Raw genomic sequence first — 12415 nt, 5'->3', positions numbered from 1 at the left:
GTCCTCAGGCCGTCGACGCCGCCCGGACCAGCTTCATGTAGCGGTTCCAGTCCCAGTGCCTGCCGGGGTCCGTGTGATCGGTCCCCGGCACCTCCACGTGCCCGATGATGTGCTCGCGGTCCACCGGGATCCCGTACCGCCCGCATATCGCCGCCGTGAGCCGGGCGGATGCCGCGTACATCGCCGGGGTGAAGCCCTGCGGGCGGTCGACGAACCCCTCGTGCTCGATGCCGACACTGCGTTCGTTGTACGAGCGGTTCCCCGCGTGGAAGGCCACGTCCAGCTCGCGGATCATCTGCGTCACATGACCGTCCTTGCGCACCACGTAGTGCGCGGCCGCCCCGTGCCCCGGGTCCTGGAAGACCCGGACCGCGCTGCTGAAGCTGCCCTGGGTGACATGGATGACCACCCGGTCGATGCCGTAGTCGTCGGGGCGGTCCGCACGCCGCCAGTTCGCCTCGGAGGCCGCCGTCCACTGCGCACGCGCGTAGTCCACGGCGCCCGGGGTGCGCGGCTTCTCCACGCCGGGCAGCCGCCACCAGGCCCGCTTCAGCTGGTCCCGGGCCAGCGCCGCCGTGCCCGCGGCCGTGACGGCGCCGCCGATCAGCACCGACCGCCGGCTGATGCCGCTGCCGGTGCCCGCGGGGCCCTTGGCGCCCGCCGTCCCCTTGGTCCCCATGTGAGCGACAACGCTTATCCGCGAGCTTTCGGTTCCCGCCGCCCCGTACCCTGGTGGAGCTATGACTGAGACCTCCCAGCGCCCCCTCCGTGTGCTCGCCGCCATGTCGGGCGGAGTCGACTCCGCCGTCGCCGCGGCCCGTGCCGCCGAGGCGGGCCACGACGTGACCGGTGTGCACCTCGCCCTCTCCGCGAACCCGCAGTCCTTCCGGACCGGCGCCCGCGGCTGTTGCACCATCGAGGACTCCCGCGACGCCCGCCGCGCCGCGGACGTCATCGGGATCCCCTTCTACGTCTGGGACCTGGCGGAACGCTTCCGCGAGGACGTCGTGGAGGACTTCGTCGCCGAGTACGAGGCGGGGCGCACGCCCAACCCGTGCCTGCGCTGCAACGAGAAGATCAAGTTCGCCGCGCTCCTGGACAAGGCCCTGGCCCTCGGCTTCGACGCGGTGTGCACGGGGCACTACGCCACGGTGGTCCTCGGCGCCGACGGCAGCCGCGAGCTGCACCGCGCCTCCGACATGGCCAAGGACCAGAGCTATGTGCTGGGCGTCCTGGACGAGCGCCAGCTCGCCCACGCGATGTTCCCGCTCGGCGACACCCTCACGACCAAGGACGAGATCCGAGCCGAGGCCGAGCGCCGCGGCCTGGCCGTCGCCAAGAAGCCTGACAGCCACGACATCTGCTTCATCGCCGACGGCGACACCCAGGGCTTCCTGGCGGACCGCCTCGGCGGCCCGGCCGAGGGCGACATCCTCGACGAGTCCGGTACGAAGCTCGGCACCCACGAGGGCGCCTTCGGCTTCACCATCGGCCAGCGCAAGGGCCTGCGCATCGGCCACCCGGCCGCCGACGGCAAGCCGCGCTACGTCCTGGACATCTCCCCGGTGAACAACACGGTCACGGTCGGCCCGGCCGAGGCCCTCGACGTCACCGCACTGACCGCGATCAAGCCCCGCTGGTGCGGCACCCCGCCCGCCGGCCCCGGCACGTACACCGCGCAGCTGCGCGCGCACGGCGGCGAGACCGAGGTGACGGCGGAGCTGACCGACGGCACCCTGCACGTCACGTTCACCGAGCCGGTACGCGGCGTGGCCCCCGGCCAGGCGGTCGTGCTGTACGACGGGACGCGGGTGGTCGGCTCGGCGACGATCGCCACGACCGTGCGCCGGGAGACGGCCGCCGCGAGCTGAGCACCGGGTACCCCGCGCGGATACGCCCGACCCCTGTACGGGCGTGGCCGCGCGGGGTGCGCATGGCCCCCCTGGACCGCCCGCCTGTCCCACGTCGCTCACGACGCCGGGTGCGCGTACACCTCCCGGGCGAAGAACTCCGCCAGGACCGGGGCGACGGCCTGCGGCGCAAGCTCGCGGGTCTGCCCCGTCAGGGTCCGGTGCCGGCCCCGGGGCAGCGCATCCGCCAGCAGCCGCGTCGCCGACCGCGCCGTTGCCGCGCTGAAGCCGCCGCAGACCACCAGCGTCCGCGCCGTGACCCGGGCGAACCGCTCCTGCGGCACCGAGCCGTCGCCCAGCACCGCGTCGTCGTACGCGAGTGTGTGCGCCACGGACACCAGGGTCCGCCACAGCGGCGCCCGCCGCATCCTGGCGATGACATCGCCCGCCACACCCGTCATGGACAGGAACAGCTCCACCGCCCCGTCCCGGTCCCCGGCGGACAGCAGCCGGTGCAGCCGGGCCGTGCAGCCGGCCTTGAAGCGCAGACCGGCCGGCCCCGGGGTGTACGGCGGCTGGTAGACCGCGAGCAGGTCCACGGGCAGCCCCGCCGCCTGCGCCTCCAGGGCCAGCGCACCGCCGGCCCCGGTCCCGAACACCGACGGGCGGCCGCCCGTCACCTCGGCGAGCGCGGCCAGGTCCTCGATCTCGCGCTCCACCGCGTACGGCGACCCGTCACCGCTGGAGCCCCGGCCGCGCCGGTCGTACGTGAGGATGTGGAAGCGCGGCGCGAGCAGCCGGGCGAGCGGCTCCTCGGTCGCCGCCGTGCCCAGCGCGCCGCTCACCAGGATCACCGGCGGCCCTTCGCCGCGGCGCCGGTACGCGATCGGGGTGCCGTCGCGGGAGAGAGTCTTGTCCATGCGAGGGTGGACTGCCGGGCCCCCGGAAACTCATCGCCCGGAGCGAAATGTTTCCGGACTTTCTCTCCGCCCCCGGCCACAGAGGTTGACCGCCGGTCGGGCGTCAGCCCGCGACCGTCTCGGTGGCGTAGAAACAGAAGTGGTCCTTGATCGCGGCCACTTCGTCCTTCGGCTCGGGGTACGCCCAGACGAGATCGTCCGCCCCGGGCAGCGACCAGTAGGAGGCATCCCCCTTGAACGGGCAGTGGGTCCGGGTGCCGGACGCCGTCAGCAGCTCGGTACGGACGTCCTCGGGCGGCAGGTAGTAGCGGACCGGACAGCCCGTCTCGCGCAGGACGAGCGGGCGGCGGCTCTCGGCCAGCAGCAGGCCGTCGCGGACCACGCGCACGTGCTCGGTGCCGGGTTCCACGGTGATGCGGTGTCCTCGGGTGGAAGTCATGTAAATCACAGCCGTCCGGGACGCGCGTTTCTTCCCGCTCCCTTCCCCGGCCGAGGCTCCGCCGCCGGCGGGCTCTACCGTGGCAGTCATGAAGATCTGCGTTTTCCTCTCCGCCGCCGACCTCGACGACCGCTACACCGTCCCCGCCCGTGAATTCGCCGAGCTGCTCGGCCGGGGCGGCCACACCCTGGTCTGGGGCGGCTCGGAGAGCGGGCTGATGAAGGTCGTCGCCGACGGCGTCCAGGAGTCGGGCGGGAAGCTGGTCGGGGTCTCGGTCGACTTCCTGGCCGCCAAGGCGCGTACCAATGCCGACGAGATGGTGATCGCCCGCGACCTCGCCGAGCGCAAGGCGCTCCTCCTGGAGAAGGCCGACGCCGTCGTGATCATGGTGGGCGGCACCGGGACCCTCGACGAGGCCACCGAGATCCTGGAGCTCAAGAAGCACGGCAAGCACACCAAGCCGGTCGTCCTGCTCAACACGGCGGGCTTCTACGACGGGCTGCGCCAGCAGTTCCAGCGCATGGAGGACGAGGGCTTCCTGCCCCTCCCGCTGACCGAGCTGGTGTTCTTCGCCAAGGACGGCGTGGGCGCCCTGGCGTACCTGGAGGAGTGGGCCGGCCTGCAGTGACGCGCCGGCGTGGCGGCGGCGGGTGCGACGATGGGGGCATGCCCACACATCTGATCACCGGTGCCGGTTCCGGCATCGGCGCAGCCGTCGCCCGCCGTCTCACGGAGCGGGGCGACGATCTCGTCCTCCTGGCCCGTGACGCGGGCCGCGCCAAGGAACTTGCCGCGCTCCACCCCGGCTCCCGCACGATTGTCGGCGACCTCTCCAACCCGGACCGGCTCTCCTGGGCCTTCGCCCAGCAGCCGATGCCGGAACGGCTGGACTCGCTGCTGCACATCGCGGGCGTCGTCGAACTCGGCCGGGTCGGCGAGCTCACCCCCAAGGCCTGGCACTTCCAGCTCAACGCCAACCTCGTCGCCCCCGCCGAGCTGACCCGCCTCGTCCTGCCCCAGCTGCGCGTCGCCCAGGGCCACGTCCTCTTCGTCAACTCCGGCGCCGGGCTCGCCGCGCACGCCGAGTGGAGCGCCTACGCGGCCAGCAAGCACGGTCTCAAGGCGCTGGCCGACTCGCTGCGCCACGAGGAGCACGGCAACGGCGTCCGGGTGACCTCCGTCTACCCCGGCCGCACCGCCAGCGCCATGCAGGCCAAGGTCCACCAGCAGGAGGGCAAGGAGTACGACCCCGCGCGCTGGATCGACCCCGAGTCCGTCGCCACCACGATCGTCATGGCGCTGGACCTGCCGCGTGACGCCGAGGTCAACGACCTCACGGTGCGCCCCGGCCGCTGACCGTACGGGCGGCGGACCGCCGTAGGCTTCCCGCGTGAGCGAGAAGAGCAAGTTCAGCGGGTGCCCGGCCACCGGAATCGGTTCGATGCCCGGAGGAGACGCACGGGAGGCGGCCAAAACCGTCACCGGCTCCTTCGGGGACGGGCAGGGCGTGCCGTATCTGGCGGAACTGCCCGCGCGCGGGCCGGGCGCGGACATGATCGGGCGGACCATCGGTCTGCTCGTCGAGATGTACGGACACGTCGAGCCGAGCGGCTGGCGGATCAGCGACCGGCCCGGACGCGACACCCGCCGGGCCCGGTCGTGGCTGGGCGAGGACCTCGACGCCCTGGAGGAGTTCACCCAGGGCTACGAGGGCCCGCTCAAGGTGCAGGCGGTCGGGCCGTGGACGCTGGCCGCCGCCCTGGAACGCCGCGGCGGCGAGGCCGTGCTCGGCGACCCCGGCGCCTGCCGCGATCTGGCGGAGTCGCTCGCGGAGGGGCTGCGCGGCCATCTCGCCGAGGTGCGCCGCCGGACGCCCGGCGCCCGGGTGATCCTCCAGCTCGACGAACCCTCCCTCACCGGGGTCCTGCTCGGCCGGATCAGGACCGCCAGCGGCTACCGCACCTACCGGGCCGTGGACCGCCAGATCGTGGAGGACACCCTGCGCGAGGTGCTGCGCGCGGCCGGCGACGGGGCCACCGCGGTGCACACCTGCGCCCCCGACGTGCCGTTCGCGCTGCTGCGCCGGGCCGGGGCGGGCGGTATCTCGTTCGACTTCTCCCTGCTCACCGAGCGTGAGGAGGAGACGATCGGGGAAGCCGTCGAGGGCGGCACGCAGCTGTTCCTCGGGGTCGTGCCGGGCACGGACCCGGCCTCGGGCCAATTGTCCGACCCGGGCGGTAGCGTCATGGGTGTCAGGACGCTGTGGCGCAGGCTGGGGCTGAATCCGGGGACTCTGACCGAGTCCGTGGCGATCACTCCCTCGTGCGGTCTCGCGGGTGCGTCGCCCGCGTACGCACGGGCCGCGCTCGCCCATTGCGCCCGGGCCGCGAGATCGCTCGCAGACAACCCTGAGTAACGGGGCACTGGGTAACGGGAGGACGGGACGATGGCCGGCGAAGAGCAGACGTCACTGCCAGCACAGGCACAGGAGCGGCACGCCCTGCTCGCCGAGCAGATCGAGGAGCACCGCTTCCGCTATTACGTGAACGACCAGCCGGTCGTCAGCGACGCCGAGTTCGACCGGCTGATGCGTGAGCTGGAGGCCCTGGAGGACGCCCACCCCCAGCTGCGCACCCCCGACTCCCCGTCGCAGAAGGTCGCCGGGCCCTACCGGACGGAATTCACCTCCGTCGAGCACCGCGAGCGGATGCTCTCCCTGGACAACGCCTTCGACGACGAGGAGCTGGCCACCTGGGGCGAGCGGATCGCCCGCGACGTCGGCGCCACCGGCTACCACTTCCTGTGCGAGCTGAAGATCGACGGCCTCGCGGTCAACCTCACCTACGAGCACGGCGTGCTGACCCGCGCCGCGACCCGCGGCGACGGCCGGACCGGCGAGGACATCACGCCCAACGTCCGCACGATCGCCGACATCCCGCACCGGCTGAAGGGCGACCGCATCCCGGCCCTCGTCGAGATCCGCGGCGAGGTCTTCTTCCCGATGGACGGGTTCGAGGAGCTGAACGCCCGGCTGGTCGAGGCGGACGACAAGCCCTTCGCCAACCCGCGCAACGCGGCGGCCGGTTCGCTGCGCCAGAAGGACCCCAAGGTCACCGCGACCCGCCCGCTGCACATGGTGGTGCACGGCATCGGTGCCCGCGAGGGCTTCGACATCGACTGCCTCTCGCACGCCTACGAACTGCTCCACGAATGGGGCCTGCCCACCGCGAAGCACAACCGGGTGGTGGACTCCCTCGAAGGGGTACGGGAGTTCATCGCGTACTTCGGTGAGCACCGGCACTCCGTGGAGCACGAGATCGACGGCGTCGTCGTCAAGCTCGACGAGATCCCGCTCCAGGGCCGGCTGGGCTCCACCTCGCGCGCCCCGCGCTGGGCGATCGCCTGGAAGTACGCCCCGGAGGAGGTCAACACCAAGCTGGTCAACATCAGGGTCGGCGTCGGCCGCACCGGGCGCGTCACCCCGTACGCCCAGGTCGAGCCGGTCGAAGTCGCGGGCTCCGAGGTCGAGTTCGCCACCCTGCACAACCAGAACGTGGTCCGCGCCAAGGGCGTCCTGATCGGTGACACGGTGGTGCTCCGCAAGGCGGGGGACGTGATCCCGGAGATCCTCGGACCGGTCGTCGACCTCCGGGACGGCACCGAGCGCGCGTTCGTGATGCCGACCGAGTGCCCCGAGTGCGGGACACCGCTGCGGCCCATGAAGGAGGCCGACATCGACGTCCGGTGCCCCAACGCCCGCTCCTGCCCCGCGCAGCTGCGGGAGCGGGTCGCCTATCTGGCCGGCCGCAAGTGCCTGGACATCGACCACTTCGGCTATGTGGTGGCCGCCGCGCTGACCAGACCGCTGGAGCCCGCCGAGCCGCCGCTGCGCGACGAGGGCGACCTCTTCGGGCTGACCGTCGAGCAGCTGCTGCCGATCCGCGCCTACGTCCTCGACATGGACAGCGGGCTGCCCAAGCGGGACCCCAAGACCGGCGAGGAGAAGACGGCACTGGTTTTCGCCAATCAGCAGGGCGAGCCGAAGAAGAACGCCGTCGCCATGCTGGACGCCATCGCCGCCGCCAAGGAGGCGCCGCTGGCCCGCATCCTCACCGGGCTCTCCATCCGCCATGTCGGGCCGGTCGCGGCCCAGGAGCTGGCCCGCCAGTTCCGCTCCATCGACCGCATCGACGAGGCCACCGAGCAGGAGCTGTCCGACGCCGACGGGGTCGGGCCGATCATCGCGGCCTCCGTCAAGCAGTGGTTCGCCGAGGACTGGCACCGCGAGATCCTGCGCAAGTGGCGGGAGGCCGGAGTGCGGATGGAGGACGAGGGGGCCGGCGAGGACGAGGGCCCCCGGCCCCTCGAAGGACTCACCGTCGTCGTCACCGGCACGCTGGCCTCGCACACCAGGGACGGCGCGAAGGAGGCCCTCCAGAGCCGGGGCGCGAAGGTGACCGGTTCCGTCTCGAAGAAGACCTCCTTCGTGGTGGTCGGCGACAACCCCGGATCGAAGTACGACAAGGCGATGCAGCTCAAGGTCCCCGTGCTCGACGAGGACGGCTTCGCCGTCCTGCTCGAAGAGGGCCCCGACGCGGCCCGCGAGGCGGCGGTCCCGGGCGGGGACGCGGCAGAGGAGACGGCAGGGGAGACAGCAGGGGAGGCGGCGTCGTCCGGGGAGTGAGAGCGGCCGGCCCACCGCCGGATTCACCCGGTCGGCGCATAGCAGATGCTGACGGACAGTCGGTTCGCATTCGGGCAAGAGCTGTCGACCGCTGCCCGTAGAAGCCTTCTGCGGCCTACTGTTGGGAGATGCGCCCGCGGAACCCGGCCGCCGGGTGGGAGCGTGCGCGGTGGCACGGAACGGAACCATCGGGTGACATCGGCACCGCCGGCTGTGAGAGGGACGGAATGAAACCGACCGAAAACGCCGCACCGGTGTCGCGGCTGCAAGGTTTCGTCGGCCTCACGCCCAAAGTGGGTGCCGTCGTGGTGGCGCTCGCCACCCTCCAGCTCGCGGCCGGCTTCTACCGGGCGCTGAGCGGCGGACACGCCCTCTTCCCCGGCGGCAGGGCCGGCTGGTCGCTCGCCGTCCTCACCGGGATCGTCGTCGGCCATCTCGTCGCGCTCGGCCGCGACCGCTGGTGGGGCGGCACCGGCTCCGGCGCCGCGCTCACCCTGGCCGTGCTGCTGCTCTACGGCTGGGTGCCCGCCGGGCTGGTGAGCCTGGTCGTGGTCGTCCTCGTCGGCGTCGCCCGCAGACACCGCTGGTGGCAGGGGCTGCTGCACGGGGCGGTGGACATCCTCGGGGTGGGGGCGGCGGCCCTGGTGCTGGCCGCGTTCGGCGAGGTGCAGACCGTCGAATCGCCCTGGCAGCCACTCGACTGGGGGATCGACGCCGTCCCGGAAGTCCTGCTGGCCGCCTCCACGTATCTGCTCGTCACCCGGGTCCTGCTGTGGTACGCCCGGGCCCAGCAGAGCGGCGGACTGCCGACGGTCGCCCGGACGGCCCTGCTGCGCCAGGGACTGGTCGCGGTCGCCCTGCTCGGCATCGCCCCGCTGATTTGCGTCGTCGCGATGGCCATGCCCGTCCTGCTGCCGCTCTTCGCGGTCCCGCTCATCGCCCTGGACTCCACGCTCTGGATCGCCCGCGCCCGGGCCGAGGAGCAGCTGCGCGACCCGCTGACCGGGCTGCCGAACCGGCAGTGGCTGCTGGAGCGCACCTGGACGGCGCTGGAGGAGGCCGAGTCCACCGGCAGCCGGGTCGGCCTCGTCCTGATCGACCTCGACCGCTTCCGGGCGGTCAACGACACCCTCGGCCATCTGGCCGGGGACCGGCTGCTGCTGCAGATAGCGGACCGGCTGCGGCTCGCCCTGCCGCGCGGCGCGGAGGCGGCCCGGCTCGGCGGCGACGAGTTCGCCGTCCTGCTGCCGACCGCCGACTCCACCACCAGCGCCCAGCGGGTCGCCCGCCACCTGGTCGCCGCACTCTCCTCCGCCCTCGACCTGGACGGGCTCACGCTGGTCCTGGAGGCCAGCGCGGGCGTCGCCGTCTACCCCGACCACGCGCTGGACGCGGAGGGGCTGCTGCGGCGCGCGGACGTGGCGATGTACCAGGCCAAGCGCGACCGCACGGGCGTGGAGGTGTACGAGTCCAAGCGCGACAGCAACACCCCGGACCGGCTCGGCCTCCTCGGCGACCTGCGCCGGGCACTGGACGCCGGCGAGGTGGAGCTCCACTACCAGCCGAAGGTCCGCTTCGACGGGCAGGTGGCCGGGCTGGAGGCGCTGGTGCGCTGGGTGCACCCGGAGCGCGGACGCGTCCCCCCGGACGAGTTCATCGCCATCGCCGAGTCCTCGGGGCTGATGCCGCACCTCACGGAGTACGTCCTGGAGACGGCGCTCGCGCAGGTCGCCCGCTGGCGGGCGCAGGGCCTCTTCGTCCCGGTCGCGGTCAACGTCTCCCCGCGCGACGTGCACACCCCCGGATTCGCCGGGGGCGTCGCGGCCCGGCTGGCCCGGCACGGCGTCCCGGCCGGCGCGCTCCAGCTGGAGATAACGGAGCACGTGCTGCTGGAGGACCCGCAGCGGGCCGCCGACACCCTGGCCGGGCTGACGGGGCACGGCGTGAAGATGTCCCTGGACGACTTCGGCACGGGGTACTCCTCGCTGGTCCATCTGCGCCGGCTGCCGGTCAGCGAGCTCAAGATCGACCGCTCCTTCGTGGCCCGGCTCGCCATCGACCACGAGGACGCCGAGATCGTCCGCTGCACGATCGACCTGGCGCACTCGCTCGGGCTGCTGGTCGTCGCGGAGGGCGTCGAGGACGACGAGACCTGGGAGCGGCTGCGGGACCTGCGGTGCGACGCGGTGCAGGGCTGGCTGGTGGCGGCCGCGATGCCGGCGCAGGAGACGACGGCGTGGCTGCGGGCGCGGGGCGAGCACGGCTGGCGGCGGCCCGCGGAGCTGGCCGCTGCGGCCGCCGCGGCAGCCGCAGCAGCGGGCGTCACCGCGGCGGTGACGCCGGAGCTGGAGCAGCGCCCGTCCGGGCGGACGGCCGACTCACGGCCCGCGGCGACGTAGGCCGCGACGGGACCGGGCCCGGGACGCCCGGCGGCAGCCGCGGCCGGTGCGGGCGACCGGTTTCCGGACGGTGGCCTCGGCCGGTGGGGGCGACCCCATAGGATTGGGGGCCGACGGCACATTTCCACCTGCCGCGCGACGCCTGGCACGCACGCTCGCCGCGTCGCCGAAACGCCCACGTGGCTCCGTCACGAGGGCGCTCCGGCGCCTTGCGATCGCACGCACCGGACGCCGCGCGGCCCGTCCTTCGGACGGACGGTGGACATGTGCCGCCGGCCCCAGCCAAAACCACACACCAACCCCTGAGGATCGCTGCATGCCTGGCATCACGCGCGAGGAGGTCGCCCACCTCGCCCGGCTGGCGCGTCTGGAGCTGAAGGGCGAAGAGCTCGATCACTTCGCCGGTCAGCTCGACGACATCATCGGCGCGGTCGCCCGCGTCTCCGAGGTCGCCGACCAAGACGTACCGCCGACCTCCCACCCGCTGCCGCTGACCAACGTCATGCGGGCGGACGAGGTCCGTCCGTCGCTCACCCCCGCGCAGGCGCTCTCCGGCGCCCCTGCCCAGGAGCAGCAGCGTTTCAAGGTGCCGCAGATCCTGGGGGAGGACTAACAGCCATGACGGACATCAGCACCATCATCAAGCTCACCGCCGCCGAGGTCGCCGCGAGGATCGCGTCCGGCGAGCTCACGGCCGTCGAGGTCACCGAGGCCCACCTGGCCCGGATCGACGCCGTCGACGAGAAGGTCCACGCCTTCCTGCACATCGACCGCGAGGGCGCGCTCGCGCAGGCCCGCGCCGTCGACGCCAAGAGGGCCGCCGGCGAGAAGCTCGGCCCGCTGGCCGGCGTCCCGCTCGCGCTGAAGGACATCTTCACCACCAAGGACATGCCGACCACCGTCGGTTCCAAGATCCTCGAGGGCTGGGTCCCGCCCTACGACGCCACGCTCACGCAGAAGCTGCGCGCCGCCGACGTCGTCATCCTCGGCAAGACCAACATGGACGAGTTCGCCATGGGGTCCTCCACCGAGAACAGCGCCTACGGCCCGACCGGCAACCCCTGGGACCTCACCCGCATCCCGGGCGGCTCCGGCGGCGGCTCCTCGGCCGCCCTCGCGTCGTTCGAGGCCCCGCTCGCCATCGGCACGGACACCGGCGGCTCCATCCGCCAGCCCGCCGCCGTCACCGGCACCGTCGGCGTCAAGCCCACCTACGGCGGCGTCTCGCGCTACGGCATGGTGGCCTTCTCGTCCTCCCTCGACCAGGGCGGGCCCTGCGCCCGTACGGTCCTGGACGCGGCGCTGCTGCACGAGGCCATCGCCGGGCACGACCCGCTGGACTCGACGTCCATCGACGCCCCGGTCCCGCCGGTCGTCGAGGCCGCGCGCAACGGCTCCGTGCAGGGCATGCGCGTCGGCGTCGTCAAGCAGTTCCGCGGCGAGGGCTACCAGGCCGGTGTGCTCCAGCGCTTCGACGAGTCCGTCGAGCTGCTGAAGTCGCTGGGCGCCGCGGTCGTCGAGCTGGACTGCCCGTCCTTCGACCTCGGCCTGTCGGCGTACTACCTGATCGCGCCGTCCGAGTGCTCCTCGAACCTCGCCCGGTTCGACGCGATGCGCTACGGGCTGCGGGTCGGCGACGACGGCACCAAGTCCGCCGAGGAGGTCACCGCGCTCACCCGCGAGGCCGGCTTCGGCGACGAGGTCAAGCGCCGCATCATCCTGGGCACGTACGCGCTGAGCTCCGGCTACTACGACGCGTACTACGGCTCGGCGCAGAAGGTCCGCACCCTGATCACCCAGGACTTCGAGAAGGCCTTCGAGCAGGTCGACGTGATCGTCTCCCCGACGACGCCCACCACCGCCTTCCCGATCGGCGAGCGCGCCGACGACCCGATGGCGATGTACCTGGCCGACCTGTGCACCATTCCGACCAACCTGGCCGGCAACGCCGCCATGTCGCTGCCCTGCGGCCTGGCGCCCGAGGACGGCCTGCCGGTCGGGCTGCAGATCATCGCCCCCGCCATGAAGGACGACCGGCTGTACAAGGTCGGAGCCGCCGTCGAGGCCGCGTTCGTGGAAAAGTGGGGGCACCCACTGCTCGAGGAGGCTCCGTCGTTGTGAGT

At 72.8% G+C, this 12415-nt stretch carries 11 protein-coding genes; 8 read left to right on the top strand and 3 right to left on the bottom strand.

Annotation, left to right across the window (positions count from 1 at the left end; all coding sequences use genetic code 11):
• Positions 1-4 precede the first annotated feature (4 nt).
• Positions 5-679, bottom strand: a complete 675-nt coding sequence (locus tag RLT58_RS10400) for an N-acetylmuramoyl-L-alanine amidase (RefSeq protein ID WP_311310111.1) — start codon at positions 677-679, stop codon at positions 5-7.
• 61 nt (positions 680-740) lie between these two features.
• On the opposite strand from RLT58_RS10400, the gene mnmA reads away from it, so the two are divergent.
• The gene (mnmA, locus tag RLT58_RS10395) at positions 741-1871 is read left to right on the top strand and encodes a tRNA 2-thiouridine(34) synthase MnmA (RefSeq protein ID WP_311310110.1); all 1131 of its coding nucleotides are present in this window, start codon (positions 741-743) and stop codon (positions 1869-1871) included.
• Positions 1872-1969: 98 nt separating this feature from the next.
• On the opposite strand, the gene RLT58_RS10390 is transcribed toward mnmA, so the two are convergent.
• Together RLT58_RS10390 and RLT58_RS10385 are read right to left on the bottom strand one after the other, a co-directional pair.
• A complete protein-coding gene (locus tag RLT58_RS10390) occupies positions 1970-2770 on the bottom strand; it encodes an alpha/beta fold hydrolase (RefSeq protein WP_311310109.1) in 801 nt (266 codons plus the stop codon).
• Between the two features lie 103 nt (positions 2771-2873).
• Complete coding sequence (locus RLT58_RS10385; protein ID WP_311310108.1) at positions 2874-3209, bottom strand: DUF427 domain-containing protein; 336 nt, start codon at positions 3207-3209, stop codon at positions 2874-2876.
• 88 nt (positions 3210-3297) lie between these two features.
• Here RLT58_RS10385 and RLT58_RS10380 point away from each other — a divergent pair, with 88 nt between their 5' ends.
• The 7 genes from RLT58_RS10380 (at position 3298) to gatA (ending at position 12413) form a co-directional block, all read left to right on the top strand.
• Positions 3298-3837 carry an LOG family protein gene (locus tag RLT58_RS10380; RefSeq protein ID WP_311310107.1) on the top strand — a complete coding sequence of 180 codons (540 nt, stop codon included), beginning with the start codon at positions 3298-3300 and terminating at the stop codon, positions 3835-3837.
• A gap of 38 nt (positions 3838-3875) precedes the next feature.
• Positions 3876-4565, top strand: coding sequence for an SDR family oxidoreductase (locus tag RLT58_RS10375; RefSeq protein WP_311310106.1), 690 nt, complete (start codon positions 3876-3878; stop codon positions 4563-4565).
• 34 nt (positions 4566-4599) lie between these two features.
• Positions 4600-5625 carry a methionine synthase gene (locus RLT58_RS10370; protein WP_311310105.1) on the top strand — a complete coding sequence of 342 codons (1026 nt, stop codon included), beginning with the start codon at positions 4600-4602 and terminating at the stop codon, positions 5623-5625.
• Positions 5626-5655: 30 nt separating this feature from the next.
• Positions 5656-7893, top strand: a complete 2238-nt coding sequence (gene ligA, locus RLT58_RS10365; protein ID WP_311310104.1) for an NAD-dependent DNA ligase LigA — start codon at positions 5656-5658, stop codon at positions 7891-7893.
• A 227-nt stretch (positions 7894-8120) separates the two neighbouring features.
• Positions 8121-10292, top strand: a complete 2172-nt coding sequence (locus RLT58_RS10360; RefSeq protein ID WP_311310103.1) for a putative bifunctional diguanylate cyclase/phosphodiesterase — start codon at positions 8121-8123, stop codon at positions 10290-10292.
• A 316-nt stretch (positions 10293-10608) separates the two neighbouring features.
• Complete coding sequence (gatC, locus tag RLT58_RS10355) at positions 10609-10905, top strand: Asp-tRNA(Asn)/Glu-tRNA(Gln) amidotransferase subunit GatC (protein ID WP_003966094.1); 297 nt, start codon at positions 10609-10611, stop codon at positions 10903-10905.
• 5 nt (positions 10906-10910) lie between these two features.
• Positions 10911-12413, top strand: a complete 1503-nt coding sequence (gene gatA, locus RLT58_RS10350) for an Asp-tRNA(Asn)/Glu-tRNA(Gln) amidotransferase subunit GatA (protein WP_311310102.1) — start codon at positions 10911-10913, stop codon at positions 12411-12413.
• Positions 12414-12415: the final 2 nt, after the last annotated feature.

The sequence above is a fragment of the Streptomyces sp. ITFR-16 genome (assembly GCF_031844705.1).
In the GTDB taxonomy this organism is placed as follows: Bacteria; Actinomycetota; Actinomycetes; order Streptomycetales; family Streptomycetaceae; genus Streptomyces.
The sequence above is the reverse complement of the archived record's forward strand: the minus strand, read 5'-3'. Positions and strand labels throughout refer to the sequence as shown.